The 26,193-nt window shown below is 51.9% G+C and carries 30 protein-coding genes; 5 read left to right on the top strand and 25 right to left on the bottom strand.

Annotated features, from left to right (window positions below; all coding sequences use genetic code 11):
• Positions 1-29: 29 nt before the first annotated feature.
• The 20 genes from ACI43T_RS00345 to ACI43T_RS00250 all read right to left on the bottom strand — a co-directional run bounded on the left by ACI43T_RS00345 (position 30) and on the right by ACI43T_RS00250 (position 15,888).
• A complete protein-coding gene (locus tag ACI43T_RS00345; protein WP_377079479.1) occupies positions 30-428 on the bottom strand; it encodes a hypothetical protein in 399 nt (132 codons plus the stop codon).
• Between the two features lie 27 nt (positions 429-455).
• Positions 456-1,613 carry a beta-ketoacyl-ACP synthase III gene (locus ACI43T_RS00340; RefSeq protein ID WP_377079480.1) on the bottom strand — a complete coding sequence of 386 codons (1,158 nt, stop codon included), beginning with the start codon at positions 1,611-1,613 and terminating at the stop codon, positions 456-458.
• A gap of 78 nt (positions 1,614-1,691) precedes the next feature.
• Complete coding sequence (locus tag ACI43T_RS00335) at positions 1,692-1,937, bottom strand: GNAT family N-acetyltransferase (RefSeq protein WP_009174195.1); 246 nt, start codon at positions 1,935-1,937, stop codon at positions 1,692-1,694.
• Positions 1,938-2,052: 115 nt separating this feature from the next.
• Positions 2,053-2,472, bottom strand: coding sequence for a nuclear transport factor 2 family protein (locus ACI43T_RS00330; RefSeq protein WP_405385224.1), 420 nt, complete (start codon positions 2,470-2,472; stop codon positions 2,053-2,055).
• 37 nt (positions 2,473-2,509) lie between these two features.
• Positions 2,510-3,430 (bottom strand): flavodoxin family protein, encoded by a 921-nt coding sequence (locus ACI43T_RS00325; protein ID WP_405385223.1) that lies wholly within the window; start codon positions 3,428-3,430, stop codon positions 2,510-2,512.
• A gap of 537 nt (positions 3,431-3,967) precedes the next feature.
• The gene (locus ACI43T_RS00320; RefSeq protein WP_405385222.1) at positions 3,968-4,558 is read right to left on the bottom strand and encodes a LolA family protein; all 591 of its coding nucleotides are present in this window, start codon (positions 4,556-4,558) and stop codon (positions 3,968-3,970) included.
• Positions 4,559-4,605: 47 nt separating this feature from the next.
• Positions 4,606-5,043: an acyl-CoA thioesterase gene (locus ACI43T_RS00315; RefSeq protein WP_039862881.1), complete on the bottom strand. Its 438-nt coding sequence runs from the start codon at positions 5,041-5,043 to the stop codon at positions 4,606-4,608.
• Between the two features lie 53 nt (positions 5,044-5,096).
• The gene (locus ACI43T_RS00310) at positions 5,097-6,026 is read right to left on the bottom strand and encodes an LpxL/LpxP family acyltransferase (RefSeq protein ID WP_405385221.1); all 930 of its coding nucleotides are present in this window, start codon (positions 6,024-6,026) and stop codon (positions 5,097-5,099) included.
• Positions 6,027-6,030: 4 nt separating this feature from the next.
• Positions 6,031-6,756, bottom strand: a complete 726-nt coding sequence (locus tag ACI43T_RS00305) for a glycosyltransferase family 2 protein (protein ID WP_405385220.1) — start codon at positions 6,754-6,756, stop codon at positions 6,031-6,033.
• A gap of 14 nt (positions 6,757-6,770) precedes the next feature.
• Positions 6,771-7,859, bottom strand: a complete 1,089-nt coding sequence (locus tag ACI43T_RS00300; RefSeq protein ID WP_003757529.1) for a class I SAM-dependent methyltransferase — start codon at positions 7,857-7,859, stop codon at positions 6,771-6,773.
• 153 nt (positions 7,860-8,012) lie between these two features.
• A complete protein-coding gene (locus ACI43T_RS00295; protein ID WP_405385219.1) occupies positions 8,013-9,767 on the bottom strand; it encodes an AMP-binding protein in 1,755 nt (584 codons plus the stop codon).
• Positions 9,764-10,759: a DUF4917 family protein gene (locus tag ACI43T_RS00290; RefSeq protein WP_405385218.1), complete on the bottom strand. Its 996-nt coding sequence runs from the start codon at positions 10,757-10,759 to the stop codon at positions 9,764-9,766. The genes ACI43T_RS00295 and ACI43T_RS00290 overlap by 4 nt, the downstream gene beginning before the upstream one ends.
• A gap of 155 nt (positions 10,760-10,914) precedes the next feature.
• The gene (locus tag ACI43T_RS00285) at positions 10,915-11,454 is read right to left on the bottom strand and encodes a COG4648 family protein (RefSeq protein ID WP_405385217.1); all 540 of its coding nucleotides are present in this window, start codon (positions 11,452-11,454) and stop codon (positions 10,915-10,917) included.
• A gap of 79 nt (positions 11,455-11,533) precedes the next feature.
• Positions 11,534-12,286 carry a lysine exporter LysO family protein gene (locus ACI43T_RS00280; protein WP_242926008.1) on the bottom strand — a complete coding sequence of 251 codons (753 nt, stop codon included), beginning with the start codon at positions 12,284-12,286 and terminating at the stop codon, positions 11,534-11,536.
• Between the two features lie 302 nt (positions 12,287-12,588).
• Positions 12,589-13,029, bottom strand: coding sequence for a hypothetical protein (locus ACI43T_RS00275; RefSeq protein ID WP_311152649.1), 441 nt, complete (start codon positions 13,027-13,029; stop codon positions 12,589-12,591).
• 111 nt (positions 13,030-13,140) lie between these two features.
• Positions 13,141-13,392: an acyl carrier protein gene (locus ACI43T_RS00270; RefSeq protein ID WP_003685738.1), complete on the bottom strand. Its 252-nt coding sequence runs from the start codon at positions 13,390-13,392 to the stop codon at positions 13,141-13,143.
• 12 nt (positions 13,393-13,404) lie between these two features.
• On the bottom strand, positions 13,405-13,665 hold the full coding sequence (locus tag ACI43T_RS00265) for a phosphopantetheine-binding protein (RefSeq protein ID WP_003779133.1): 261 nt from the start codon (positions 13,663-13,665) through the stop codon (positions 13,405-13,407).
• Positions 13,662-14,420, bottom strand: coding sequence for a lysophospholipid acyltransferase family protein (locus ACI43T_RS00260; protein WP_405385216.1), 759 nt, complete (start codon positions 14,418-14,420; stop codon positions 13,662-13,664). The genes ACI43T_RS00265 and ACI43T_RS00260 overlap by 4 nt, the downstream gene beginning before the upstream one ends.
• Positions 14,417-15,157 (bottom strand): beta-ketoacyl synthase chain length factor, encoded by a 741-nt coding sequence (locus tag ACI43T_RS00255; protein WP_405385215.1) that lies wholly within the window; start codon positions 15,155-15,157, stop codon positions 14,417-14,419. The genes ACI43T_RS00260 and ACI43T_RS00255 overlap by 4 nt, the downstream gene beginning before the upstream one ends.
• A 164-nt stretch (positions 15,158-15,321) precedes the next feature.
• The gene (locus ACI43T_RS00250; protein WP_293278061.1) at positions 15,322-15,888 is read right to left on the bottom strand and encodes an NADPH-dependent FMN reductase; all 567 of its coding nucleotides are present in this window, start codon (positions 15,886-15,888) and stop codon (positions 15,322-15,324) included.
• A gap of 180 nt (positions 15,889-16,068) precedes the next feature.
• Between ACI43T_RS00250 and pnuC the strand changes: the two genes are divergently transcribed.
• From pnuC to glgA, 5 genes are all read left to right on the top strand, one after another.
• Entirely contained in the window at positions 16,069-16,791 is a 723-nt protein-coding gene (pnuC, locus tag ACI43T_RS00245) for a nicotinamide riboside transporter PnuC (RefSeq protein ID WP_405385214.1), read from the top strand.
• Between the two features lie 161 nt (positions 16,792-16,952).
• The gene (locus tag ACI43T_RS00240) at positions 16,953-18,374 is read left to right on the top strand and encodes an MFS transporter (protein WP_405385213.1); all 1,422 of its coding nucleotides are present in this window, start codon (positions 16,953-16,955) and stop codon (positions 18,372-18,374) included.
• Between the two features lie 99 nt (positions 18,375-18,473).
• On the top strand, positions 18,474-19,886 hold the full coding sequence (gene dacB, locus ACI43T_RS00235) for a D-alanyl-D-alanine carboxypeptidase/D-alanyl-D-alanine endopeptidase (RefSeq protein WP_009174181.1): 1,413 nt from the start codon (positions 18,474-18,476) through the stop codon (positions 19,884-19,886).
• Positions 19,887-20,289: 403 nt separating this feature from the next.
• The gene (glgC, locus tag ACI43T_RS00230; protein WP_009174180.1) at positions 20,290-21,600 is read left to right on the top strand and encodes a glucose-1-phosphate adenylyltransferase; all 1,311 of its coding nucleotides are present in this window, start codon (positions 20,290-20,292) and stop codon (positions 21,598-21,600) included.
• A 138-nt stretch (positions 21,601-21,738) separates the two neighbouring features.
• Positions 21,739-23,178 carry a glycogen synthase GlgA gene (glgA, locus tag ACI43T_RS00225; RefSeq protein ID WP_405385212.1) on the top strand — a complete coding sequence of 480 codons (1,440 nt, stop codon included), beginning with the start codon at positions 21,739-21,741 and terminating at the stop codon, positions 23,176-23,178.
• Between the two features lie 83 nt (positions 23,179-23,261).
• Here glgA and ACI43T_RS00220 read toward each other — a convergent pair whose 3' ends face one another.
• The 5 genes from ACI43T_RS00220 to ACI43T_RS00200 form a co-directional block, all read right to left on the bottom strand.
• Positions 23,262-24,422: a hypothetical protein gene (locus ACI43T_RS00220; protein WP_377081191.1), complete on the bottom strand. Its 1,161-nt coding sequence runs from the start codon at positions 24,420-24,422 to the stop codon at positions 23,262-23,264.
• A gap of 99 nt (positions 24,423-24,521) precedes the next feature.
• Positions 24,522-25,064 (bottom strand): suppressor of fused domain protein, encoded by a 543-nt coding sequence (locus tag ACI43T_RS00215; RefSeq protein ID WP_405385211.1) that lies wholly within the window; start codon positions 25,062-25,064, stop codon positions 24,522-24,524.
• A 131-nt stretch (positions 25,065-25,195) separates the two neighbouring features.
• Positions 25,196-25,423: a hypothetical protein gene (locus tag ACI43T_RS00210; RefSeq protein WP_045073857.1), complete on the bottom strand. Its 228-nt coding sequence runs from the start codon at positions 25,421-25,423 to the stop codon at positions 25,196-25,198.
• A gap of 213 nt (positions 25,424-25,636) precedes the next feature.
• On the bottom strand, positions 25,637-26,056 hold the full coding sequence (locus ACI43T_RS00205; RefSeq protein ID WP_405385210.1) for a DUF4265 domain-containing protein: 420 nt from the start codon (positions 26,054-26,056) through the stop codon (positions 25,637-25,639).
• Positions 26,053-26,187, bottom strand: a complete 135-nt coding sequence (locus tag ACI43T_RS00200; RefSeq protein ID WP_405385381.1) for an HNH endonuclease — start codon at positions 26,185-26,187, stop codon at positions 26,053-26,055. The genes ACI43T_RS00205 and ACI43T_RS00200 overlap by 4 nt, the downstream gene beginning before the upstream one ends.
• Positions 26,188-26,193: the final 6 nt, after the last annotated feature.

The following is a 26,193-nucleotide window of genomic DNA, read 5'->3' as shown; positions in this document are numbered from 1 at the left end:
TTGCCGCCGTCAGCAAGGGCCGGTTCGCCTTAATCCGCGTCCGTCCGCTTCAATTCGTCTATGTTGATTTGCAGCGCGTCGGCGTATTTTTGCAGGGTTTTGTCGGGCAGCTTGGCGAAGATTTCGGGACGCAGGTGGCGGCGGAGCTGCCATTTCCATACGCCCGCGGCCATTGCCAAACCGGCTTCGTCGTGGCGGAAGCGGAACATATGGTAATACAGCGGCGAATATTCGCCCTGTGCCACTGCTTCGCGGGCGGCACGGGTTTGTTCGTCGAGTTCGGCGACCGCCATTTCGGTGGCGTAGGCTTCGTCCTGCCAGCCGCTGCTGGTACCGGCTTCGTAACGCCCGTCGCGCGTGCCGTAAATGACTTTCAGATGTCCGTGGTAGCTTTCGCTGTCATCTTGCGGGATGTCTTTGATTTCCATAGTTTCAGACGACCTTTTTTCAGTTCGCTATACCGCTTCCAAAAGCATAAAGCAAGTTGAGAAACGCCCGCTTTCGGGAACGTAGCACAAAACTTTTTGACCGCGCTCCAATGGGAAAGTGCGCATAAATTCTTCAAGGATAATGTAAATCGATGCCGAGCCGGTGTTGCCTTTGGTGTAGAGGTTGGTAAACCATTTTCCCTGCGGGATTTCGAAGCCGATGTTTTTCAGGCCGTCTGAAAGGCGGTCGCGGAAAAAGCCGGAAGAATAGTGGGGCAGGAACCAGTCGATTTCGTCGGCGCGGATGCCGTGTTTGGCGGCGATTTGCGCGAGCGGTTTTTCCACCGTGTAGCGGACGATGTTTTCGTTCAATAATTTTACGTCCTGCTTGACCGCCATCAGGCTGTGGCGGCGGCTGTATTCGGGGTCGGCGTGTTTCCAGCCTTCGAACACGCCGTCGCGGAATTCTGCGCCGGCATACATACAGGGCGGCATTTCGTTGGCGTAGGAGAGTAGCTCTATCCAGCGGATTTTCAGGCTGAGGCCGTCTGAATTGGGGCGGTCGGACAAGTATGCCGCGCCCGCGCCGTCCGACAGCATCCAGCGCAAAAAGTCTTTTTCAAAACCGATTTCTGGGGAGGCATTCTCCAGCTTTTTATGGTCGGTTTCGTGTTGGAACACTTCGCCGCGCATCACCGCCGAAGCGTTTTCCGATGCGACGGCAACGGCGTGGGCGTGTTCGCCGGTGCGGACGGCATTGTAGGCGTGTTTCATCGCCGCCATGCCTGCCGCGCACACGCCCGCCATGCTCAACACTTCACAGGAGGGCATATCTAAAAGGCCGTGTACCATCACGCCGTGTCCGGGCATGGTCTGGTCGGGGTAGGACGTGGCGCAGGACAGGCTGGTGATGTCTTCAGGCTTGATGCCTTGTGCGAACAGCCGGCGGACTGCTTCGGCGGCAAGTTCGGCATTGGTGTGCGTGGCGCGGCGGCTGTCGGGGTCTATGGCGTAGTGCCGCGTTTGGATGCCGTTGGAACGCAAAATCATGCGCCGCACGCGCGAGGGCAGATCGCCCGCCATGCCGAGTACGGCTTCTATCGCATCATTGCCGACGGGCGTGTTGGGCAGGAAGGCGGCGGTACGGTTGAGGTAAACGTTTTTGAGTGTGTTATTTGGAATCATGGTTCTTTGTTATATGGCGAAACAAAATATGATACTACGGCGTTGCCTTGCCTTATTTTGTCTCACTATGATAAGTGGTCAGCCGATAAACCGCGCCGCGTAATCGCAGCTTGCGGTGAGCGGGATGCCGTGTGCTTCGGCATATGCCGTTAACGCATCCACCAGCATTCGGGCGATGCCCTGATTGCGGAAATTGGGCGAAACTTCGGTATGGTCCACGTCCCAGCTTCCGTTGTGTTCGGTATAACTGATGTAGCCTGCTTCCAAACCGTTGATGTCGATTTGGAAGCGGCGGCGTTCGGGGTAATGGATCACTTCGGGCATGGAGTGCTTTCTGTATTTGAGGCCGTCTGAAAAGCAAAACTGTCGTCGGCCGTTGCTGTAAAACATTTTGGTCGTTTTCAGACGGCCTCTGCCAACGTCGGTGCGGCTTCCGGCGTCAATCCTTAACCGCTTTGGCGAGTGCCGAAGCTGTCAGCATCTGCGTGCCGAACCAGCCCCAATAAATGCGGTGGTGCTTGATTTTGCCGTCTTCCAGCCGCATCACTTCCAAAATATCTACCTGATCGCCGTCGGGCGTTTGGCGCGGATATTCCCACACCAGCGTATCGCCCGCAACGAAATAGCGGCCGTCCCGATACCAGCGCACCAAATCGTTGGGACGGCGGCGCGTGCCTTCCTGTAAGAAACGCAGGATTTCGGCTTTGCCGCACAGGATGCCGCTGTCGGTATCCATAATCGCGGGCACCAGCGGGCTTTCAAATACGGCGTCGTCGGCATACAGCGCAATCAGCGCGTCGGTGTCGCGGTTTTTGGCATATTCGTGCCAGTCGCGGTAAATGCGTTCAAAATCGTCCATATACAGTCTCCTTACAGGTTGCCGCCCGCAATCCGATTCATCCGCCGGAAGGTTGGCCGTAATAATCGGCCAGTTTTTTCAGACGGCCTTTAAGCAGCGGATGCAGCAGTTTTTTTACCAATACGCTCACCGGTACCAACACCAGAATCATTGCCAGCAGAAACAGGATATAAAAACACAGCAGGGCGCGGCGCAGCAGGGGGGACACACGTCCGGCGGCCATCAGCAGCCTGCCCCACAGGAAAAAGCTGCGTCCGGCGGCTTTTTCGCTGAAAATCAGTTTTTCGTTCACCTTGGCCGCGCCCATGTTTTGAAACAGGGTTTCGTCCAAAGTTTTGTTTTGCAACAGGGTATCCCGCATTTTCGCGCCGAAGCGCGCCGCGTCGGCCAGCTCTCCGTCTGCGATGCCGGCGGAGGGCAGGGCGCGGAAGTATTGTTTGTCGCCCGACAGCAGCCATGCGGGGGTGGTGATGAAGCTGGCGGCGCTGTTGCATGCGTCGATTTTAACGATGTTGCCGATGAGTTTCGCGCCGTTTTGTGCCAAAAGCGACTTCATTTTTTCCTGCGCGCCCAACCACATATTGCGGCAGCCGATAAGCGTTACCACGGGTTTGCCGTTGAGCAGGCGGCGGGTTTCTTCCCGTTGCAGGAAGGCGGTAATCGGCTGCGCGGGCGAGAGGAACCAGACGGTATAAGCGATAACCACAGCGTCGTAATCGTCGGCGGGAATGGCGGGCGGCAGAATCGGCGCGGGTTTCAGGTGGACGGTTTCGGGAAAGGTGTTGAAAAACCGCCAAAACGACCACGGAAACGGATACGGCTCTTGCGGTTCAAGGTTCACGCAATCCACATGGACGCCACCCTGCTGCAAAGGTTCGGCGAAATTCCGCACCAGTTCCGCCAGCTGTCCGGTTTGCGAGTAATACACCAGCAGCACTTTTTTCACGTCGTTTCCCATTATGTATTAACAAAAATTATTCGATGAACAGCTATTATAGCTTTTCTGTAAAATTATTTAAAGAACAATAAGGTAAGGCGGATGAAACGGAGGCCGTCTGAAAGGGTTTAACCGGCGTGAAAACGATTTTCAGACGGCGTCTCCTTCATCATTCAGGCAGGCTTGCTGCGAAACCTTGTGCACGCAAAGATGTATATGAAATCGCCGAATAAAAAATAGCGGCGGCACACTATCCGGCGGATACAAAGGCAGGCCTGTATTGAGATTTGGCAACAGCCCTTTCTCCCGCAGGGGAGGGGCAAGATTGCCGTTGCGGTGAAAAGGCCGTCTGAAATTCCGTCGCTGCCGCGGCCTGCATTTGTCGGGTATAAATGCCCGATTAACGCCGCCTAAACTCGACCTGTTTTCAGGTTTTCTGACAATCAGCCTTCTCTCCACGCATGAGGGGAGAGGGGGAGGCAACAGACCGTCAGGTTTGTTTTTTCGAGAGATTTGGACGATTCGGACTTTCGCGGGAAGCCTGTCGGATGGCGGCGCTTACAAGGCTTTCTGGGAGAAATCGTCCAGCGGCTTGCCGGTTTGCACCTCTCTGAACTGCATCACGGTTTTGTCGCCCTGTTTTTCGTCCAACTCGATTTTACGCACCACGCTGTCGCCGCTGATGGCGATGCGGTTGAAAATCTGGCGGGTAACGGCGGTTTTCGGCGTCAAATTGAGCGTCCATTGCTTTTCAGTGCCGGAGAGGGCGAGGTCGAATTGCTTTTCCAGCCCCTGCGTGTTGCCGCCGAGCAGGTCGAGGAAAAGTTTGATTTGTTGGCCCTGACCGATTTTGCCTTGGTTGGGGTTGGTCCATGCGCTGCCGTTCCACTGCATGATGCCGTCCGCACGCACGCGCAGGGTGGTTTCAAACGGTTTCTGCATTTGCCACAACAAGCCTTTTTTCGGGATAAGGACGAATTTCCCGCCGGTAACCATCGGTTTGCTCAGGGATTTCAACTGCCGCTGCTGGGTAAACGCGCCCTGTACGTTAGACGGTTTTTGCAGGGTTTGGGCGAGTTCGGCGGTGGAAAACGCCCACAAGGCGGGGCTGGCGAGGGTGAGAAGGGCGGCGGCGATGGTTTTTTTCATCTTCAATTTCCTTTGAATGTTTCGGATGTCGGGTTTGTGCTGCGGTTTCAGACGGCCTGAAAAGTCGGATGCCTTTTCACGGCTTCCAGCCAACTGCCGGGCGTTTGAAACTGCATCAGGCCGTCTGAAAGCGAAACGGCGGCTTGGGTGGTCGAGGCGCGGGTCAGCTTTTCGTTGGTTTCAACATCATAAATCGTGTAATCGATACGCAGGCAGCTTTCGATTTCGACGATGTCCATATCGACGCGGATTTTTTGACCGAAGCGGGCGGGGCGGATGTATTTGAGGTTCATCTGCACAATCGGCCAACTATATCCCTGCCGCGCCATTTCGTTGTAGTCGTAGCCGATGGCGGACAGAAAGGCGCAGCGGGCGGTTTCGAGGTATTTCACATAGTTGCCGTGCCAGACGATGTGCATGGCGTCCACGTCGAAAAACTGGACTTCGATTTCAAAGCTGTGGCGGCAGTAGATGTGTTTTTTCATGAGGTTCCTTGTGTGGGGGAGGGAAAGGCCGGGGGGCGGACGATACCGGTTTTTCAGACGGCCTGTTCACTCCAAAAATCATAAAAATTAAACCATTGCAGCGGATTTTGCGCGCATTCTTGCGCCAAAATATCGGCGAAGCTCTGCATGGCGGCGGTAACGGCGGCTTCGCGGTTGCCGCGTTTCCAGTCGGAGGTGTCGGTGAAGCGGCGCAGTTTCAAATGGTAGCGGCCGTTTTGCTTGACGCAAAACAGCGTGTTCACCTGCGTTTTCAAGAGCGCCGCCAAGAGCCATGCGCCTTGCGGCATGGGGGCGGTATGGCCTAGGAAATGGATGTCGGCGGTTTTCTCGCCGCGCACGGGCACGCGGTCGGCGGCAATGGCTATCCATTCGCCGTCTTCGATGCGGCGGTTCAACTCCATCATCAGGGTGGAATCCAAATCTGTGACCTGAATCAGGCGGATGTGTTCCGCGCCCGCTTTTTGCAAGGCTTCGTTGAACGCCTGTGCGTGTTTGCTGTGTACCAACACATTGAGCCTGAAGCCTTTATGGTGCGACACCAGCGCGCGGCAGACTTCGGTGTTGCCCAAGTGGGAGCAGGCGAAAATCTGCCCGCGTACCGAATTGCTCACTTGCGCATAAACGCCGTCCGGGTCTTCCAGTACCAAATCTTCATAACGGATTTTGCGCTGCCACACGGCAAAACGGTCGCATATTGCCTCGCCGAACGCGATAAATTGTTTGAATACGCCGTGTTTCGGCAAAACGGTATCGGGAAAGGCCGTCTGAAGACGGGTTTGATACCGCAGGATATGGCGGCGCGGTTTGGGCGCGGTGGCGTAGAAATACAGCACCACAAACCAGATGCACGGCCTCATCAGGAAGGCGGGCAGATAGCGCACCATCAGCGTGGTCAGGGCGAGAAACAGGCGGTTGCCGCGTTCGGGCTGCGCCGCCCAATGGTTTTGCGTGTTGTCGGTCATGTTTTCAGACGGCCTTTCCGAATAAAGCGCCCAAACGACGCCGCAACATTCCTAAAAACAGCCGCGTGTGCATTTTGCTGATGCGCACGTTGTCGGCGAAGGCGTTGAAGTGGGACACGCCGTCGGCGGTGTATTGCACGGGCGTTTTAATCCAAACCGGCTTGACGCCGCGCCAGTACAGGCGGATGAGGATTTCCGTGTCGAAATCCATGCGGTCGCCCACGGTTTCTTCGCGGACGACCGAAAGCGCGGGGGCGAGCGGGTACAGGCGGAAGCCGCACATGCCGTCTTTGATGTCGCAAGACCAAGTGTGCAGCATGTTCCAGAAGTCGGTAATTTTGCGTCCGTACAGCCGCGCTTTGGGCGCGTCGCCGCCGTATTGCGGCCAGCCGCAGACGACGGCTTCGGGGTTTTGTTCCGCCGCCGCCAAGAGTTTGGGCGTGTCGTCCAGATGGTGCTGCCCGTCGGCATCAACCTGTAAAACATGGCTGTAGCCGTTTTCTTCGGCGTATTTCAAACCGGTTTTGACCGCCGCGCCTTTGCCGCCGTTGATGGGGCGGTAAAGGACGTGGATGCCGTCTGAAACCAATGCCTGCAATACGGGTTTGCATTCTTCGCGCGAACCGTCGTCCACAATCAATACGTCCAAACCGAAGCCGTGCATGGTCTGTACGACGCGGGCGATGGCGGCGGGGTGGTTGTAGTGGGGGATTAACACTAGGGTTTTCATGGGGATACCGTTTTTCAGACGACCTTTTCGCAGCGCAAGATGCTGTGTCCGCGTCCGATGCCGTCTGAAATTTCCGCCACTTTCAATCCGGCGTTTTCAACGCAGCGTATCAGGTCTTCGGAATGGAAGATTTTGCTGTTGCCGTTGGCCATGGCGGTGAAATACAGGCTGGTCATGGTCAGGCAGTAGGCGGCGGTTTCGTATTGCTGCCTGTCCCAGCAGGGTTCCATGATGTAGAGGCTGGTGTGCGCACTCATGGAAGCGGCGGCGCGGCGCAGGATGCCGGTGACTTGTTCCTCGCTGAAACAGTCTAAAAACTGGCTCATCCAAATCGCGTCGAAGCCTGTCGGGAAGGGGACTTCGGGGTCGAGCAGGTTGGCGGGGTGGGCATGGATGCGTTCCGCGCCGGTTTTGCCTTTGGTCGCTTCGCGCATCAGGGCGATTTGTTGCGGCAAATCCATGATGGTAACTTCGACTTCGGCGTTGTAGCCGACGCATTGTTCCGCCCAGCGGCCGGTGTTGCCGCCGACGTCGAGCAGCTTTTTAACCGGTTTGGCGAACACGGTTTTCAAGGCTTCGGCAAAGGAATTGTCGGAATAATAGTGGTCGAAGGCGAACCATTTTTCCTGCGCGACGCTCGGCAGCGAGGATAGGCCTTCGTAAATCGTCGGCCAGCTGCCGAAAACTTTCAGCCCTTCGGGTTTGCCCGTTTGCAGGGTTTTTTCCAAGTCAAACATGCCTTGGTAACAGATTTCCTGCGTGAAATCCATGTTCACGCGCGCCATTTTGTCTTTCAGTAAGAACCAGCCGGCTTTGCTGATGAAATAGCGGTTGTCGCGGGTATGCACCGTGCCGATGGAGAGCGAGGCTTCAAGCAGCACTTGCGCGGCGTAACCGCTGATTTGCGCTTTCTCGGCGATTTCGGCTTGAGTAAGGCCGTCTGAATGGTCGTTCAGCAAATCCAAAATGCCGAATTTCACCATCAGGCGGGATACTTGGAACACAATCGGCGCAAAGGCGATTTCCTGTGCCAAACGCTGCGCTTCGCCCGCGGACTGGTGTTCTTCGGAATAACGTTGTGCTAGTGCTGGAAAAAGTTGCATATTTTCTATCTTTTCATTTGATTATGGGTTGTTATTAGGTTTGCGGCCGTTTAAAAAACGGGTCATGCCGAGGCCGCGTATTTCTGAGCGGGATTATCCCCGATTTGCAGGTTTTCCTCTTCCCGCAGGAGAGGGCGGAACCTAAAAGCGTTTTCAGACGACCTCGAACACAATCCGTCCCGATGCACAGGGATTGTCGCCATTGCTGACTTTAAAGCTCAATTTGTTTTTGGCTTCATCGTATTTCAGTTCCACCGACACTTCGTCATGCGGACGGACGAACTGCTGGTATTTCAGGTTTTCCACGCGGACGACGCGCTGCCTGCCCCACGGATGCCGCGCCGCCAGATCGCGCACCCATTGCAGCTCGACTACGCCGGGTACGAGCGGGAAGGTGGCGAAATGGCCGCCGAAATAGACCAAATCAAGCGGCACGCGGCCGATGAAGGTTTCGGCGGCGGTTTCTTCTTCAGATGATGTTTTTAACCAAACGGGCGATGTTTGGGCGACGGTAAAGGCCGTCTGAAAATCGGCGGCGGCGATTTTCGCCTGAGCGTTGCGCGGCAGGCTGTCGGCGAAACGCCAGTAACGGGGCAGGGCGATGGTATCCTGCGTGGCGGCAAGGTGGCGTTTGAGCGCGTCGGCGACGGCGGCTCGGCCTTGGTCGCGCAGGGCGGCGATACCGTCCGCGTTCAACGCCGCCCATATGGCGATGCGCTGATGTTGCGGATGGCGACCGCAATGGGCGTCGGCAATCCACGGATGCCGTAAAAGTTCGTGTTCGATTTGGGTCAGCGACACGCGTTTGTCCTCGAATTTGATGATGCGGTCTTGGCGGCCGAGCAGCAGGAAACCGTCGGGCTGCGGCTCGATTAAGTCGGCGGTCTGGCGGCGTTCGGGCGACCACGGCGAAGATGCCCACAATGCGCCTTCTTCGTTCTGCCCGATTTCCACGCCGGCAAACGGCCGCCATTCGCGGCTTTCCCGACGCGACGCAATCACGCCGGTTTCGGTGCTGCCGTACACTTCAAACGGGCGGACGGCAGCCTGTTGCAGCAAATCCGCCGTAGCCTCGGGCAGCGCGCCGCCCGCCGACACGATACCCGCGATTTTATGGCCGATGCTCTGCCAGTTGCGGTTTTCGCCCAAGCGGTTGAGCACCGCCGGACTGGCAATCCACACCACTTTTTCATGCGCCGCCGTGCTTGCGAGCAGGTTTTCAGGATAAACCGCCTGCCGCCGCTCCATAGGCCAGCCCATTGTCAGCGCAAGCGCGAAACGGAAAGTGAAGCCATAAAGATGTTGCGGAATAACGCTGCCGATAACCGTTTCCCTGCCGCGCCCGAACGGCAGCGCGTCCGCCAACATCAAGGCTTCCGCCTGCATCTGCGCGGCGGTTTTCACAATAACCTGCGCCTCGCCGCTGGAACCCGACGTTTTCAGCCATGCTTCGGCATGGTCGGGAATCAGATGGTTTTCAGGGGCGGGGGGCGAGTTTTCAGGTGATGTGTGTGTCAGCAAATCGGGCAGGTGCCATACGGGTGGGTTGGATTGCACAGCCAACGGCTGTCCGGATTCATCGCGTTGTTCGGTTTGACTGCCTAACTTGCTTTGCAAATCTTCGGAATCCGTCAAAAATACATCCGCCGTCCGCCCCCAGTCCAAATTGTCCCGCGCCAGATTCGGCAGCAGCAACACCCGCCCGCCCGAATGCCACACCGCCAGCACGGCGCAGGCAAACAGCGCGGCATCGTCAAACCACAACGCGGCAGTTTGCACGTTTGCCGTTTTCAGACGACCTGACAGCAGGAAAACCGCACGGTTGAAATCAGCACGCGTCCAATTCGGATGGGTGGCGATAAGGTCTTGTTGGGGCAGGTCGGGGGATAGGATTTGGGTTAGGTTCATGGATGAATCCAGCAGTTGCTGCTATTACTATCAAAAAATTGAATGTTAATATTTCTAAAGTGTCTCTGAAGAATATTATTAATATACTGACAATAATCTTGGTTATTTTTATAAACAGAAACAGCAATATTTCTTATTCCGCAATTTCTTAATTTTTCCAATAAATGTAGGTCTTGTGAACCTATGCCCCATCCATAGATTACTAAACTATCTTTGGGTTCTGGTAATACTTCTCTGTAAATAGTCGAAAAATAAAAGCTATTATGAATAGAATTTATTTTTTGATTTGCTGTTCCTTCACTGATGAATAATGGAACAGTTTCCCCACGATTCCAGCTGTCAAGTATTAAATCAAGCAAACCAATTCCATTATTTTCTATCTTATATTCAGAGCCATAGAATTTTTTTCCCAAAGCTAAATTGCCATGAAGATAGAATACAAGTGAAGTAAATCTATTTCTATTGATAGGCTCTCTAAATCTTTTCCAATTTTCATCAAAATTTCTATTTATAAAACAATCTTTTAAGGAATATCCATCATCAGTGTTTAAACCATGCATTAATGCCCAATATACAATTAAATCGTAATTTAGGGAAATAATGGTATTAAATTGTTTGATAAAGTTATAAATGTTTTTTAAGAAAGGTTCTATTTCCTGATAATTTGGATGTATGCTTCTTACGGTTGCTATTAAGCCATTTCTTATTTCTTCATATACTTGATTGAGATCGGTATTATTTATTCGCAAAATTTGATTTACATTGTGGGCTTGCCAAATTCTACGTAGAATTAATTCAAAATCATTGGTTTCAAAAAAATTAAATAATTCATTTATACGTTCATTATTTAATAAATTATTGTTAAAAGCATGGTCTAGTAAAGACTGATAATTAAATTGTCGGCTTACTGCAATACTTGCCCCATTCCCTAGAATTAAGGTTGATCGATTATACTGTGCGCGAATATTGTTCCAATCATTTATTTGATACATATGATCCCTTTCTTCAATTGATTGTAAGCAAATAAGACTAGTTAAACTTTTATTTAAAACCTATCATAACCATTTCTCCATTTGTGAGTGAATGGAGTTAGCATGTGAATGGAGAGCATTATTTTGTCAGTGTGGACAACATCTTTTCAGACGACCTACACCTTCAATACGGCTTTCCGATACACCCACTCTCCGGCGAACAAAAGCCCCATTAACACATACGACACGATGCCGGTGTAAGCAGCCCACCAGTCGTAATATTGCAAGCCTGCCAGAATGGTGGCGGTTGCGCCGTTGAGGATGAAGAAGCCGCACCAGATTTGCGTAACGCGGCGGGTGTGGCGCACGCCTTCGGGGGGAAGGTCGGGGTGTTGCAGTCGGGCGAGGCGTTCGATGACGGTTTGTTTGGCAAACAGGCTGCCGCCGAAAACGGCAAGCATCAGCGCGTTGACGGCGACGGGATACCAATACATCGAGTCGGGTCGCCTGAAAACCATTACGGCGGCAAAAAAGGCGGCAAGGATAATCGCCGTAATGCGTTGGGCTGTGGTTTGCGGCATGGCGGCACGTATCAGCCACAGGATGCACATGGCGGCGGCAAGCCAGAAAAATGCGCCGTTTTCTCTGCCGTAATACCATAGGAGCGGATAGGCGAGGCTGGCGAGGGTCAGTAGGAGTTTTCCCAGTGTTTTCATAATGGTGTTCGGTTTCAGACGACTTTTGGGTTTTAGGGGGAGGAAGGTCGTCTGAAAGTTGTTTGGAAAAATAGTAGGGTCAGTTCAGCATGGCAATGGCGGCGGACAGAAAAAACGGTGCGACAAGGGTCAGGATAAAGCCGCTGACGACGGCGTATTTGATGTATTCGGCGCGGCAGTTTTCTTTGACAAAGGGCAGGGCGGAGTCCATTGCCGCTGCGCCGGAAATGCCGATTGCCGCCATAGGCTGCTTTCGTCCGTAGAAATACAGGAAGACGATGCTGATCATTTCGCGGAAAAAATCGGTCATAAACGCTGCCGCACCCATTTCGGGCGATACCGCTTTTCCAACCATAGGACCCGAAAGGGAGAACCAGCCGAAACCGCCCGACAATACTAGGCTTTGGGCAAACGAATAGGGCGAACATAGCGAAAAAACGAAACACGCGGCGGAGGTTGCAGCAACGGTCAGAAGCGGCAGCAGGAAAATCCTACGTCCGAATCCGCCAAGCTGGAAATCAACCAAGTCCATGCCAACCATGAAAATCAGCAGATAGAGGATATGGGTGCTGTCGATGGGCAGATTGCCAATCTGTCGCCCGAAAAAGGCAAATGCTGCCACACCCAAACCGAAAAAAGCAAAGGCTTTGAAACAGCCGTAAAAGGGTTTGATAAAGCTGCCCGACGGCGTGGAAGCAGTCGAGGCTTCGGGTTTGCGATAAAGCGCAATCAAGGTAAACGCGCTGATAATCAGTGCGAACAGCAGGGCATATTTGACGATGTCCGCGCCCAGATTCGGGTCGGTAAAGACGCTGCCAAACTCGTAGCCCATGAAAAAGAGCAGAAGCAGGACAATAAAGGACAAGGGTTTGAGTAGGACTTGTCGAAGGGGTGGTGCAAGAAATTTACCAGATAGGAAACCAGTAGATAACAATGCAAGAATAATAAAGATCGATGATAAAGATGATTCCATATTTATAACTCTCCAGTTGAAAATTATTGATTTGATATTAAATATTTTGTTTCGTAAGAGAGAAGTCAATTAATATCATTGTTCTTTGAGCAGGTTTGCAGGTTGCAGTTTGCGGCAGGTTTCGCGTTTGATGTGGTCAATAAGGTCGATGGTGTCTTGGATTATTCGTTTTCTTCCTCATCTTTGCTTTTTTTAAAGTCGTCATATTCTTTGAACAGTTTAAAATATGTTGGATAAAGCTTGGCAATGCGTTTACGGTTTTTCGGGGTGCAGAATTTTGCCACTTCTTTGGGTTCATGAGATTTCGGATAGCGGGAAAAGAATTGAGTTTGCTCTTGTTCGGTCATTTTTTTGACCGTTGGGCAGATAGGGGACATTTCTGACTTGCTGTTGACCGTTCCAACCATAAGCCATGCCAGCATCCCGTTACGTTGAGTTTCCTCGTTCGTGTTTTTTTCACAAAATTCCATATCGTTATACATATCCAATGAATCACGAATGACTTGCATACATTCGGCATGTGTCATTTTTTTGATGAGGGAAATTTCAGCGTGCGCAGACAAGGCGGGGAGTAAGAGCAGTAGGGAAATGAATTTTTTCATGGTGTTAGTTGTATATTATGGATAAGTGAGAAAGGTTGATGTTGTTATTGATGTTCAGACGACCTTGCCGATTGACAAGGCCGTCTGAAAATATGCCGGTTTGGATCAGAATCAGGAATCTTGCGCCTGTACTTTCAAAACCGCCTGAACCACGTCTTCTACGGTGCGTACGTTGCGGAAGTCTTCGGCTTGCAGTTTGCGGCCGGTTTCGCGTTTGATGTGGTCGATGAGGTCGATGGCGTCGATGCTGTCGATTTCCAAATCTTCGTAGAGGTTGGTCTCAGGTTTGATGCGCTCGGGTTCGATTTCAAACAGGTTGACCAGTGCATCGGTCAGAAGGGTGCGTACTTCTTGTTCGGTCATATCGCTTCTCCTTTATGCCTGACGGCTTTTGACGAATTCTGCCAGTGTTTTGACGTTGGCGAAGTTTTCGCGCAGGTTGTCGTTTTCGCCGTCGAGCTGGAAGCCGAAGGTTTTTTGCACTGCCAAACCGAGTTCCAGCGCGTCGACTGAATCCAGACCCAAGCCTTCGTCGCCGAAGAGCGGGTCTTCGCTGCCGATGTCGGCGGCGGTGATGTCTTCCAGCCCCAAGCTGTCGATGATCAATTCTTTGATTTGGTTTTCTAAGTTATTCATGTGGTTTTCCTTGTGAAATAGTTTTGAAGGTATTCGTTTAAACGCCTTGCGGCGATGGGTAGGGGTTTTTCCGCCAGCCATTCTTCGGGCAGGATGTCGTCGCCGACGGTGATTTCATAATGGATTTTGTGCGGCGGTATTTTGTACCAAGGCTGGCCTTTTTTGAAATTGGGCGGCGTCATTTTGATGCACACGGGGGTGATGACCGATGCGCTGCGCAAACCGAGCGATACCGCGCCACGGTGCATTTTAACCTGTCCGTCCCAGCCTGTGCGCGTGCCTTCGGGGAAAATCAGCATACTTTGCCCGCTTTTGAACACGGCGTCGATTTCTTCCAACATTTCCATGCTTTCGTCGTTGGGGATGTAGCCGGAAGCGATAATCTGGCTTTTCATGCTGGGGTTGTTCAACAGGTCTTTTTTGACCAGCACGTTCGGGTCGGGAAAGTGGCTGACCATTAAGACGACATCTAGCAACGAGGGATGGTTGGCAAGGACGAGCTGCCCCGGCCTGCCGAGTTTTTCCAAACCGTTGAAACGGACGCTCAATACGCCCGACCATTGCAGATAGCCGACGAAAAAGCGCCAGACTTTCCCTATCATGCGCCGCGCTTCAAGCTGGCGTTTGATGTCGCCTTTGGTGGATTTGAGCGTGTAGGGCAAAAGCGCGATTTTGAACAATACGCCCGCAACGCCGAAGAGGATGAAGCCGAACAGGGTGGCGAAGAAACGGCGGCAGTAGTCTAGGGTTTTCATGCGGTTTTTTGCCAATGCCAGATTCTGTCGGTGTAGTTGCGGGATTGTTTGAGGCCGTCTGAAAGCATAAAGCGTATCCAGTCGAGCGCGCCCCAATAGGGTTCGGTGTTTTCAGACGGCCTGTCCGTCGGTTCGAGCGTCAGGCGGTAGGCGTTTCCTTTTTCCAACACCATCGCCAGCGCGTAGGGAAACGGCGCGCGTTCGGCGGCAACGGCATAATCGGTTTTCAGCGGGTCATCCGCCATGACCAGCAGTATGCGTTCCGCGCCGTCGCACAACACGGCATAGGCTTCGGCCAGTGCGGTTTCGATGCCGTCTGAAAGTGTGGCCAGCGCCGTACTTTCCTGCATGTCGCCGCGCAGGATAGACCATTGCCCCGCCTGCGCGTTGTGCACCGACAGGCCGAACGAGGTGGGCGAGACTGTGCCCGAACGCAGCAATTCCGGCCAAAGCTCGAAGCTGCGGTTGATTTCGCCGTCGTGAGAAACGTATACCGGCAGGCAGTTTGGATACGCGTTTGCCAATTCCCACGCCGCTTCGCATACCAGCCGCGCGGACGCACCCAGGCGGCGGCGCTGCATGGCGGGCAGGAAGGACAATGCGGGCTTGTATTCGGGCAGGCCCTCGGCGTCAAGCCGCCCCGCAGCCCACTGTTGCCATTGTTCCGCCGAAGCCACGCGGCTGCTGACGGCGTTCCAGGCGGCGATATTGAATGAGAACGAACAGGCCGTCTGCATGGTTATCGGCACTCCGTGATATTTTGCAAAGTTGATTACGCCGACATTTTAACCGATTGAATTGATAAACACTACTCGAAGCAGGCGGACGCGGCGGCGGTTTCCGATGGAAAAGGCCGTCTGAAAATATGTTTTCAGACGGCCTGACGATTGGCAGCCGACGGTTATTTCGGATTTTTTTCAATCAGTGCGACCAGTTGGTCGATGTAGCCTTGTACAAAGCCGCGGGCGGACTCGACGAGTTTGCCGCTGTCGTCAAACAGGGTGGGGGAGTTGCCGAGGAAGACTTCGGGCTGGCCGGTCAGCGGCATGTCGAAGTAAGACAGTGCCAGACGCAGGTTTTTCTGCGAGCTGTAGCCGCCCATTTTGCCGACGGAATGACTGATGATGCCGGCGGGGGTTTTCTTCCATGCGACGTCGGCGTTGGGTTTGGAACCGATGTCCACCGCGTTTTTCAGGCAGGCGGGCACGGTGCGGTTGTTTTCGGGCGTAACGAACAGGATGCCGTCCGAAGCCTTGATGGTTTCGCGGAACAGGGTATAGCTTTCCGGAGTGGGGAAGTCGGTTTCGTTGGGGTCGTCGTAGTCGAAGTTGTAGAGCGGCAGGTGGCCGATTTCGACGATTTGGGCTTCATAACCGGCGGGGAACATCGGGATGACGTTTTGCGCCACTTTGCGTGCGAACGAGCCTTTGCGCAGGCTGCCTACTAAAATGCTGACTTTTTTTGCCATATGATTTCTCCATGAGTGGTGTGCGGATAAACGGCTTCCGACTATATGCCAAGCCTGCCTGCCAGTCAAGGCGGCGGGCCAACAAATGTGAAGGGGCGGAAAGTTACTCTTTTTAAAATTTCAGAATGCGCGCATAATCCGAGCCGTTACTTTAAAAACCGAGGATAGAGGGAAATCATTATGGAATGGTTGAAACGGGAGCTTTTCGGCGGCTGGACGAAATTCGAAGCGTTTTGGCTGCTGCTGTTTTTGGGGATTCAGATTGCGGTGTTCGCAGTCAAGCCCGATTCGCTTGCCGCGAGTATTGCCGCGGTAACGGGTATTTTGTGCGTGGTGTTTGTCGGCAAGGGCAAAATCAGCAATTATTTTTTCGGACTGATTTCGGTGTCGCTGTATGCTTATATTTCTTATACGTTTAAGCTCTACGGCGAGATGATGTTGAATTTGTTTGTGTATGTGCCGGTGCAGTTTATCGGTTTTGCGATGTGGCGCAGGCACATGACCGACCAAAATACGGTCAGCTTGGGCAATGCGGAAGAGGTGAAGGCGAAGGCGCTGACGGTGCGGCAGTGGCTGTGGGTGGTCGCATTGACGGTGGCCGGTACGCTGGCGTATATCGAATTTCTGCACTATATCGGCAGCGCGCTGCCGGCATTGGACGGGGTAACGGTAGTGATTTCGCTGGTGGCGCAGATTCTGATGCTGCTGCGGTACCGCGAGCAGTGGGTGTTGTGGATTTTGGTCAATATCCTGACGATTTCGCTGTGGGCGGTGATGTGGCTGAAGCAAGGGGAAACCAGCCTGCCGCTGTTGCTGATGTATTGCATGTACCTGTGTAATTCGACTTACGGGTATATCAACTGGACGCGGCTGGTGCGGCATCATGCGGGGCAGGCGGCGTAAAACGGCGGCCGTATTGCCTTGCAGGCGTGCCGTGCTGCCGTGAAACGGACAAGAGGCCGTCTGAAAAACTGTTTTGACCTGGTCGGAACTGTATTTTCAGACGGCCTTTGCTGTTCCTAAATTATGCTAAAATTCTTGTTTTTTAAATATTTCAATAAATTATGCACGCTTCTAATCTTTCAGAAGACGATACGGTTCACGAATACCACGCCGACAATCCCGATTTTCCTGCCAAAACCGTTGTGGCGACGCTGTTTATCGGCGCGTTTTTCGGCTATCTCAACGACACGCTTTTAAATGTTGCGCTCACGCCGATTATGAAGGATTTTGGGGTCGATAAGACCACCGTCCAATGGCTGACGACGGGCTTTTTGCTGGTGATGGGCGCGTTCACGCCGATTACGGCAGGCATAATTCAATGGTTTGAAACGCGCAAGATGGTGTTGTTCACGCAGGCGACGTTTCTGGCGGGTTCGCTGATTTGCGCGTTTGCACCGACTTTCGGGATTTTGGTCGCGGGGCGGATGGTGCAGGCGGTGTCCGCCGCGTTTTTTGTGCCGCTTCTGTTTAACGGCATTTTATCGATTTACCCGCCGAACAAACGCGGGACGGCGATGGGCGTGATTACCATGATGTTTACCGCCGCGCCCGCGATAGGGCCGACGCTGTCGGGCATCATCATCGACCACACGCATTGGCGCGTGCTGTTCGGCTTTACCGCGCCGTTTATGCTGGCGGCGATGGGGTTGGTGGGCAAGTATCTGACGGTCAATTTGAGCAACATCAGCCGTCCAAAGATTGATATTTTGTCGGCCGTGCTGTCGATTGCGGGCTTCGGCGGGCTGGTGTATGCGAGCAGTAATTTCGCCCGTCTGCCGCTGGCGGAATTTATCCTGCTGTTTGCCGCTTCCGTCGCGCTGGTGGGCTGGTTTGCATACCGTCAGTCCCGCTTGGCGACGCCGCTGCTGAACCTTCGGGCATTTGAGTATAGGCAGTTCCGCCACTGCGTCGTGATTCTGGCGGGCGCTGTGTTCCTGTTTTTGGGTTTGGAACTGATGATGCCGATGTACACGCAGCAGGTGCTGATGCTGACAGGCACGGCGACGGGGCTGATTCTGATGCCCGCGAGCATCGCTCAGGCGGTTGCCGCGCCTTTGTTCGGCAAACTGCTGGACAAAAAGGGCGGACGGTTTGTCGTGTTGCCCGCCACGGTGATGCTGATGGTGTCGCTGGCGGTGTTGTGGCTGTTTTTGCGGATTGACACGCAAGTCATGATGCTGACTGCCATGTTCACGCTGATGGCGGTTTCCGTCTCCGCCTGCGTAACGGGCGAAACCCACGGCTTGAACGCGCTGCCGAAAAAACTCAACCCCCACGGCGCGGCGATTCTGACCACCATCAACCCGATTGCCGGCGCGATCGGCGCGGCATTTTTCGTCGGCGCGACCAATATCGGCGAGAAACTGTCCTCCGCCGCCTCGCCGCAACAAGCCATGCTCGACGGCATCCATCTGGCGATGGGCAGCGCGCTGGTGTTGGGTGCGGTGATGGTGTTTTTCGCAACCCGCCTGAAGGCGCCGTAAGGCCGTCTGAAAACGGCCGGACATTTCTGTTTCAGACGGCCTTGGCTTATAATTAATATTTGAATAATCAGTTCCACCGTAACACAGGGAAAACCAAACATGAAGCTCCGAACAACCGCCGCACTTTTGCTTTGCGCGTTATCGCTGAATGCCCGCGCTTTGGATTTCGGCGGTATTCCGCCGGAAGAAATATCCGTTTACGTCAAAGACCTGCAAAGCGGCCGGATCATAGAAGAACACCGCGCAGACGAATCTATGAACCCCGCCTCGACCATGAAGCTCGTAACCGCCTTTGCCGCGTTCCGCGCATTGGGCAGGGATTACCGCTGGACGACCGAATTGAAAAGCGACGGCCGTGTGAACGGCGATACGCTGGAGGGCGACATCTACTGGGTAGGCAGCGGCGACCCCATGCTCGACCAAGACGGACTGGTCGCCCTTCAGCAACAGTTGCGCGACAAAGGAATCGTCCATATCAACGGCCGGCTGGTGCTCGACCGCAGCGTGTGGGGTGAAACCGGCAGCGCGGACGATTTCGGCAGCGACGCGGGCGAGGCGTTTATGACTGCGCCCGACCCGAATATGCTGGCGTACAAAGTCGTGTGGGTCAAACCCGAACGCGGCACTGCCGGCGGCGTAGACATCACCACCAATCCGCCGCTGCCGGAGATTGCCTTGAAAAACCAAGTCAGCATTACCGGTTCGGCTGCCGGCTGCAACGCCCTGCAAAACTACATGCGCGCCAGATATACGGGCGGCGTGTTGCACGCCAGCGGCAAAATTCCTGAAAGCTGCCTCGGTCAGGAAATGTTCGTCAATATGCTGTCCATGCAGGTTTATGCCGAAAAAAGCTTCGTCAATCAATGGCGTAAGGCGGGCGGTACGATTTCAGACGGCCTCAAGACCGCTGCGGCACCTGCCGGCGCCGCCGTCCTCGCCGGTTCGCAGTCCAAACCGCTGGCTGAAGTGCTGACCGAAATGAACAAGCATTCCAACAACCTGATTGCCCGTACCGTCTTTTTAAAACTCGGCGAACACAGTTCAGACGGCCTTACCGTGCAGGCTGCCAAAAATACCGTCCGAAACGAATTGGCCGCGGCAGGCGTGGACAACGTAGGGCAGCTTGTCCTCGAAAACGGTTCCGGCCTTTCGCGCAAAGAGCGGGCCACCGCCAGAATGCTGGGGCAGGTGCTGGAAAAAGCCTATTTCAGCCCGTTCAAACAAGACTTCGTCAACACTTTGCCGATTGCGGGCACCGACGGCACGCTGAAAAAACGCTTCCGCCAAGCGGGGCTGCCTCTGCGCCTGAAGACGGGCACGCTCAAAGACGTGCGCGCCCTCGCGGGCTATTGGTTGGGTGAAAACCCGAAAATTGTCGTCGTACTCATCAACAGCAGCCGCTCCAACGGTTATCTGAAGGATATGGACAAAATGGTCTCGCGCATCGTTTTGCCCGGCGGAGACGATTGGGTGGAGGCCGGATTGCTTTGTGAAAAAAGGCAGGCCGTCTGAAATCAGGCCGTCTGGAAAAAAGAGGGCGGGGTTCGTGCGGAACCCCGCTTTTTTGTATGGCGGCTGTCGGTGCGCTTGTCTGGTTCGGCGGGAACTAAACAAATTAAAATAAGATTTAGCGTGATTTGATATTAATTAATGGAGTCAGGCGGGAAAACCGTCAAAATATAATGTAACCTATCCAATGATAGCGATTAAAAATAAAAGGCGGGTTCGGTAAATTTTTCGAACCGCAAGCCTTGCCGTTCCGCGCCTCCTTTGGAAAGCAACGGTTCTGCTTCAATCACAGACATCATGATACACAAACCGCTGCTGCGGATACTGCAAAAGACGTTTCAGATTCGGCATGTATCCGCGGTATCAAATTTGCCCTCAGTCGTGATAACAAAGAATGGAGTTCGCTATGAATAATAATCTTTCCCAAGTTTCCAGCAAATACACTCTTGCCAAAGACACGCTTGTCCTCATCCTGGCGGGAGGCCGGGGTTCGCGCCTTCACGAGTTGACGGATAAACGTGCCAAACCCGCACTTTATTTCGGCGGTAACCGCCGTATCATCGACTTTGCACTGTCCAACTGTATCAATTCCGGATTGAACCATATCGGTGTCATTACCCAATATGCCGCCCATTCTTTATTGCGCCATCTGCAAAAAGGCTGGTCGTTTCTGCCGCAGGAGCGCGGGGAGTTTATCGATATGCTGCCGGCCCGCCAGCAAATCGACGATTCCACTTGGTATCGCGGCACGGCGGACGCGGTGTATCAGAATATGGCGATTATCCGCGATCACTATAAGCCGAAATATATTCTGATTCTGGCCGGCGACCATATATATAAACAGGATTACGGCCAGATGCTGTTGGACCACGTCAACAGCGGCGCAAGATGTACCGTCGGCTGTATCGAAGTGCCGCGTTCCGAGGCCAGCGAATTCGGGGTGATGGCGGTAAATGAAAACCTGAAAGTAAAAGATTTCGTGGAGAAACCGAAAGATCCGCCGCCCATGGTGGGCAAGCCGGATGTTTCCTTGGCATCGATGGGCATTTATGTGTTTGACGCGGATTATCTTTATGAAATGTTGAATAAGGAAGTGAACACGCCTTACACATCTCATGATTTCGGTAAAGACGTGCTGCCCAGATGCTTGGAAGAAGGCACCCTGTATGCCCATCCGTTCAGCCGCTCCTGTATGGGGCGCAATACCGAAGGCGATATTTACTGGCGCGATGTCGGCACGTTGGACAGTTTCTGGCAATCCAACATCGACCTCGTTTCCGAGCATCCGCAACTGGATATTTACGATCAGAGCTGGCCGATTCGGGGCAATCCGGTGCAGTCTTACCCGTCGAAATTCTTCTATAAAAACGCCAACATCAAGCCGGTCGACAATTCCCTTATCGGCGGAGGTTGCGTGATTACCGATGCGTCCATCAGTTATTCCGTATTGTTTGACCGGATTAGAATCAACGAAGGTTCGAGCATTGACCATTCCGTCGTGTTGCCTGAAGTGGTCATCGGCAAAAACTGTATTTTGCGGCATTGCATTATCGACCGGCATTGCGTCATTCCCGACGGTATGCGCATCGGCGTCGATAAGGAATCGGACCGCAAACGCTTCCGCGTAAGCTCAAGTGGCAAAGTTGTCCTCGTTACCCCCGCTATGCTGAAACGGCTGGAAGGCGGAAACGTACCCGAAGAAGGACATTTGGACTAAAAGCACAATCAGCTTTGAAACCTTTAATTGCCGGCGGCGCATATTAGCCGGGCGTGTTGCGGAAAATATGCGCCGGTTTCAGGATGCGCGTCGGCGCATCGGATGAATTAATAGATTATTTAACGGTTGGGAAAATAAATGAAAGTATTGCATGTTTGTTCGGAATTATATCCGTTGCTGAAAACCGGCGGCTTGGCCGACGTGATGGGTTCGTTGCCCTTTGCCCAGAAAGAAATCGGTATTGACGCCCGTATCTTATTACCGACCTATCCCGCCATTTCGGCGGGGGTTCCGCAAACCGATGTCGTGGCTGAATTTGATAACTTTGCCGGACATATCGTTTTGCGCTACGGCGAATATGAAGGCATCGGCATTTATCTGATAGATGCGCCGCACCTATATGCCCGCGAAGGAAATCCTTATCACGATGCCGGTTATGCCGATTATGCCGACAACTATAAACGTTTTGCCCTGCTCGGTAAGGTTGGTGCGGAGTTGGCTGCCGGATTGGACGGATTTTGGCGCGCGGAAGTCGTACATTCACATGATTGGCACGCCGGTTTGGCGGCGGCCTATCTGTTTAATGAAGGCCGGCCGGCGAAATCGGTTTTCACCATCCACAACTTGGCCTATCAAGGCCAGTTCAATAGCCGCCATTTAACCGAAATCGGGTTGCCTGAAAGCATGTTCCGTATGCACGGTTTGGAATTGTTCGGACAAATTTCCTATTTGAAAGCCGGTGTTTATTATTCCGACGCGGTTACGGCAGTCAGCCCGACCTATGCCGGAGAGATTACCACGCCGGAATTTGCCTACGGCTTGCAAGGATTGTTGTCGGCACAGTATCGGGAAGGCCGTTTGGTCGGTATTTTGAACGGCGTCGATGAAAAAATCTGGCATCCGGACGGCGATCAATACATCCGGCACGCATATAGAGCGGAAGACATGGGCGGCAAAGAAAAAAATAAAGCGGAGTTACAAGCCTATTTCAACCTGCCGCAGCAAGCCGACGCTTTGCTGTTTGTCATGATTACCCGTTTGACGGAACAAAAAGGCGTGGATTTATTGTTGGAAAGCGCCGACGAAATCGTCAAACAGGGCGGGCAACTCGCGATTCTCGGTTCGGGTGCGCCGCATCTGGAGGACGGAATCTGCAAATTGGCGGAAGACAACCCGCAGCATATCGCCGTTAAAATCGGATACGACGAGGCATTATCCCACCTGATGATTGCCGGCGGCGACGTCATTTTGGTCCCCAGCCGGTTCGAACCTTGCGGTTTGACGCAGTTATACGGTTTGAAATACGGTACTCTGCCGTTGGTACGCGCAACAGGCGGCTTGGCGGATACGGTGGTCGATGCTTGTGCGGAAAATATCCAAAACGGCACGGCGACAGGTTTCGTCTTTACCCAGCCAACGGCAGCCGACTTGCGCCAAGCCTTGCAGGCGGCCTTTGATTTGTGGAAGCAGCAACATATATGGACAAACGTCCGCGCTACCGCGATGAGGCAGGATTTCAGTTGGACGCTTTCGGCAACCCGCTACGGGCAGCTATACCGGAAAATTTTGTCTGAGTAGCTGGAAAGTTTGTTTCCGTTCGAATGACGGAGGTTTTAGGCCGTCTGAAAAAAGCAGGGCTGTCGTCCCTGCTTTTTTGCGTGTTACTTCTGCCGCTTGGCCGCCGCATCGGCATAACGTTGAATATCGCTGTTCAACGAAGTTATTTTCAAAGGATGATCCGGCGGCGTATTGCTGAGTTCTTCTTTTAATATTTTCCCATCATGGATAAACCAAGTTTGAATGCGTGGTTCGGCATTGAAATCGGCAGTTTCGCCGTCTTCGGTCAAAGGAACGGAGGAAGACTGCGCCATAAAGGGGCGGCCGTTTTCCAAATAATATTCAAAACTCTGCCGCCTTTTTCCATTATCGTAGCTCCAGTAAATTTTTTCCGGCCGGTGTTGTTTGTCGTAACCTACCACCAAACTGTTTGCAGACATTCCTTTCGGCATGATTTCGGGCATGTTCTGGTAATTGACGGACGAAGTCCTGTTTGCCGCAATCCGATTGCTTTTTTCTCTGGCCTGTTTCACATACTGCGTTTTAAAAGCGGCAAATTCGGCCTTATCGGCGTAGGCTAGGGCATCTTGATAACAGCGGCTGCATTCCTTATATCCGGAAATGTCGACTGTTCCGTCGGTTTTCTGCGTAAAAACAGAACCGTCGGGCTGCCAAATAGTTCGGATGCTCCATACGGCTTTAGATTCCGCCCGTCCCGGCCCGCCTCGGAAGCGGACGATTTCTGCTGACAACGGGCGGTTGTTCAGATAAGTAAAAACAACATCCAACCTGTCTCTTTCGTCGCCAATCCTGGTAAACGAATCCTTAGCCTCTATCAGTACGTTTTGGAAAAGGTAATAGTTGGTGTTGGAACGGTAGCTACCGTCGGTTTCTTCATCGGTATACCAATCGGATTTTCCCTTCAGAAAATCAAGTTTTCGTGACACGGAGAGGAAATCGGCGATCGAAGTAAAAGGTTTGTCTTCGATGGATAACGTTCCCTTCCTTTTAAATTCCGTCGTATCGACAGTATGGCCGATAGACGATTCCATCAGAGCCGCAGCGGCTTGAAGCGACGGATTTTTGTTTTCTCCTCGCAGAAAAGCAGCGATGGAGCCGACAAAACGGTTGGGGTTTTCCGGAATTTCTACTGCCGTTTCACTCATAAACCATTTGGGGTTGATTTCAAATAAAATACCTGAACCGAGCCAAAAAACAAACAGTCCGAGGAAAGAAGTAAGCAGGATATTTTTAATAATGCGCATGATTAGATTGAATAAAAAGAGTTAGGAATGTGAGGCCGTCTGAAAAATATTTTCAGACGGCCTTTTCGGGCGGCTTATTGATTACACCAAAGAAAATGTTTACCAAACGAACGGTTTCCTATTCATATCCGAAAGGTTGTCAACTTCATTATCCAGCAAGAACTGCTCAAAAGCATTCCAACCTTTCTTTTCCACGAATTCCGCTTCCTGTTTATACAACGGGACAAGCAAAGGGAAAACGATATTGTAGTGTTCACCATAACAGACCTGAAAATCATCGTCGAAATAAAATGGGGCGGAAACATACAGTGCATCCATTTTTGTTGAATCAACAATGCTTCTAGGCAAATAAATAACCTGCCCTCGAAGAAGAATTTTTTTGTTCTCAATGATGGTTTCTGCCAACCATCTTAAGAATGGAAAAATCTGATTTTCATCATATTTTAAAGAACATATGAAAAGTATTTCAAATCTACTTTTATAATTCAGATCATGTTTGCTTAACCCTAAAGTAATATAAGTTTTTAAATCCCTGTTAGGGGAAGAGGGAATAGCTGCGATATTTAATTTGTACTGACTTCCCGAATCGCTTTTCGAGCCATGAGAAATAGTGCCTATATATTTTTCAACATGATTAATCATATTTTTCTTAATCTACTATCATTGTCTTGATCTGAGCAAGTATAGGTTGGATTGAGCCCCAACATCCCATTTTTACTGAGAAAGGTCGTCTGAAAAATCAAACACGGTTTCAGACGACCTATGTTTGCCAATTATTGGGACCACTTGATAATCCAATTAGATTCTTGTAGATATTCTTTTAATATTTCTAAGTTTTCAACCCAATCGTCATAACTATTAAACGGTAAGAATTTGTCATTTGAAGATAATAGTATAAGAAATCCACCAGTATTTTCCTGATCATCAATAATTTTTATGAATTTTTCTTCAGGATTGGCTCCATTCAGAATAATTCCTAGGATATTGAATTTTATTTCCATAGACACCTCCTAATCTTTAATAGGAATATGGTTATTTGTTAGTGTTTTTTTCTTATTCGGGTCTATCCTTTCCAAGCAAGCGTAGATTGGGTCAAAACCCAACATCCCTTTTCAATTAAGGAAAGGTCGTCTGAAAGACCAAACGCGGCTTCAGATGACCTTTTGATCGTTGGGTTTCCAATCAAACATAATCTACTCTTACTTGTGGATCAATTAAGAGGAGCCCAAACAAGCTTCCCTGTAGCTGAGGATATTTGCTTTCTCGTATCTATTCAAAATTTCTTTTAAATCAAAATCATACTTTTTAGGCGGGAAATTAACCGATAAATAGTTCTCTCCATTTTTTCTGATTTTACCACTGTGTTCTTCTATGACTGCCAATAAATTCTTTGGGAAATGGTCTAAAACAACGATGTTTATCGTGGTATTTCCTGAAGCTTTTATCAAGTGGTCGAAAAACAGCATTTTATCCTCACGTTCTATGGCAACAATGTCGTTTAAAGCCAAATTCGGTGCGAAAAGAGGAATCTCTTGAATAAGGAAATTTCCATCAGGCATTATGTTTCCAGACAGTCTTTCTTCCGCAATATTGCTTTCCAAATCGTAATAGACGACGGTAAGTTTCGATTTCATTTGTTACTCTTCTTAATGTTGCAGCCTCTGCATAAGACCTGCCCGTTTTTAGGAGTACCTTTACCACCCTTAGATTTCGGGATGACATGATCCACTTGTCTTTCATTTGAAGTAGGAGTGGTATTTTTTATAGATTG

Source organism: Neisseria oralis (assembly GCF_045062685.1).
GTDB classification, from domain to species: Bacteria; Pseudomonadota; Gammaproteobacteria; order Burkholderiales; family Neisseriaceae; genus Neisseria; species Neisseria oralis.
This window is presented reverse-complemented; position numbering and strand designations above follow the sequence as displayed.

Bases quoted from the DNA above. Each gene is read 5' to 3' on its own strand.
- ACI43T_RS00345 (WP_377079479.1), bottom strand. From the start codon at position 428: ATGGAAATCAAAGACATCCCGCAAGATGACAGCGAAAGCTACCACGGA.
- ACI43T_RS00340 (WP_377079480.1), bottom strand. From the start codon at position 1,613: ATGATTCCAAATAACACACTCAAAAACGTTTACCTCAACCGTACCGCC.
- ACI43T_RS00335 (WP_009174195.1), bottom strand. From the start codon at position 1,937: ATGCCCGAAGTGATCCATTACCCCGAACGCCGCCGCTTCCAAATCGAC.
- ACI43T_RS00330 (WP_405385224.1), bottom strand. From the start codon at position 2,472: ATGGACGATTTTGAACGCATTTACCGCGACTGGCACGAATATGCCAAA.
- ACI43T_RS00325 (WP_405385223.1), bottom strand. From the start codon at position 3,430: ATGGGAAACGACGTGAAAAAAGTGCTGCTGGTGTATTACTCGCAAACC.
- ACI43T_RS00320 (WP_405385222.1), bottom strand. From the start codon at position 4,558: ATGAAAAAAACCATCGCCGCCGCCCTTCTCACCCTCGCCAGCCCCGCC.
- ACI43T_RS00315 (WP_039862881.1), bottom strand. From the start codon at position 5,043: ATGAAAAAACACATCTACTGCCGCCACAGCTTTGAAATCGAAGTCCAG.
- ACI43T_RS00310 (WP_405385221.1), bottom strand. From the start codon at position 6,026: ATGACCGACAACACGCAAAACCATTGGGCGGCGCAGCCCGAACGCGGC.
- ACI43T_RS00305 (WP_405385220.1), bottom strand. From the start codon at position 6,756: ATGAAAACCCTAGTGTTAATCCCCCACTACAACCACCCCGCCGCCATC.
- ACI43T_RS00300 (WP_003757529.1), bottom strand. From the start codon at position 7,859: ATGCAACTTTTTCCAGCACTAGCACAACGTTATTCCGAAGAACACCAG.
- ACI43T_RS00295 (WP_405385219.1), bottom strand. From the start codon at position 9,767: ATGAACCTAACCCAAATCCTATCCCCCGACCTGCCCCAACAAGACCTT.
- ACI43T_RS00290 (WP_405385218.1), bottom strand. From the start codon at position 10,759: ATGTATCAAATAAATGATTGGAACAATATTCGCGCACAGTATAATCGA.
- ACI43T_RS00285 (WP_405385217.1), bottom strand. From the start codon at position 11,454: ATGAAAACACTGGGAAAACTCCTACTGACCCTCGCCAGCCTCGCCTAT.
- ACI43T_RS00280 (WP_242926008.1), bottom strand. From the start codon at position 12,286: ATGGGCTACGAGTTTGGCAGCGTCTTTACCGACCCGAATCTGGGCGCG.
- ACI43T_RS00275 (WP_311152649.1), bottom strand. From the start codon at position 13,029: ATGAAAAAATTCATTTCCCTACTGCTCTTACTCCCCGCCTTGTCTGCG.
- ACI43T_RS00270 (WP_003685738.1), bottom strand. From the start codon at position 13,392: ATGACCGAACAAGAAGTACGCACCCTTCTGACCGATGCACTGGTCAAC.
- ACI43T_RS00265 (WP_003779133.1), bottom strand. From the start codon at position 13,665: ATGAATAACTTAGAAAACCAAATCAAAGAATTGATCATCGACAGCTTG.
- ACI43T_RS00260 (WP_405385216.1), bottom strand. From the start codon at position 14,420: ATGAAAACCCTAGACTACTGCCGCCGTTTCTTCGCCACCCTGTTCGGC.
- ACI43T_RS00255 (WP_405385215.1), bottom strand. From the start codon at position 15,157: ATGCAGACGGCCTGTTCGTTCTCATTCAATATCGCCGCCTGGAACGCC.
- ACI43T_RS00250 (WP_293278061.1), bottom strand. From the start codon at position 15,888: ATGGCAAAAAAAGTCAGCATTTTAGTAGGCAGCCTGCGCAAAGGCTCG.
- pnuC (WP_405385214.1), top strand. From the start codon at position 16,069: ATGGAATGGTTGAAACGGGAGCTTTTCGGCGGCTGGACGAAATTCGAA.
- ACI43T_RS00240 (WP_405385213.1), top strand. From the start codon at position 16,953: ATGCACGCTTCTAATCTTTCAGAAGACGATACGGTTCACGAATACCAC.
- dacB (WP_009174181.1), top strand. From the start codon at position 18,474: ATGAAGCTCCGAACAACCGCCGCACTTTTGCTTTGCGCGTTATCGCTG.
- glgC (WP_009174180.1), top strand. From the start codon at position 20,290: ATGAATAATAATCTTTCCCAAGTTTCCAGCAAATACACTCTTGCCAAA.
- glgA (WP_405385212.1), top strand. From the start codon at position 21,739: ATGAAAGTATTGCATGTTTGTTCGGAATTATATCCGTTGCTGAAAACC.
- ACI43T_RS00220 (WP_377081191.1), bottom strand. From the start codon at position 24,422: ATGCGCATTATTAAAAATATCCTGCTTACTTCTTTCCTCGGACTGTTT.
- ACI43T_RS00215 (WP_405385211.1), bottom strand. From the start codon at position 25,064: ATGATTAATCATGTTGAAAAATATATAGGCACTATTTCTCATGGCTCG.
- ACI43T_RS00210 (WP_045073857.1), bottom strand. From the start codon at position 25,423: ATGGAAATAAAATTCAATATCCTAGGAATTATTCTGAATGGAGCCAAT.
- ACI43T_RS00205 (WP_405385210.1), bottom strand. From the start codon at position 26,056: ATGAAATCGAAACTTACCGTCGTCTATTACGATTTGGAAAGCAATATT.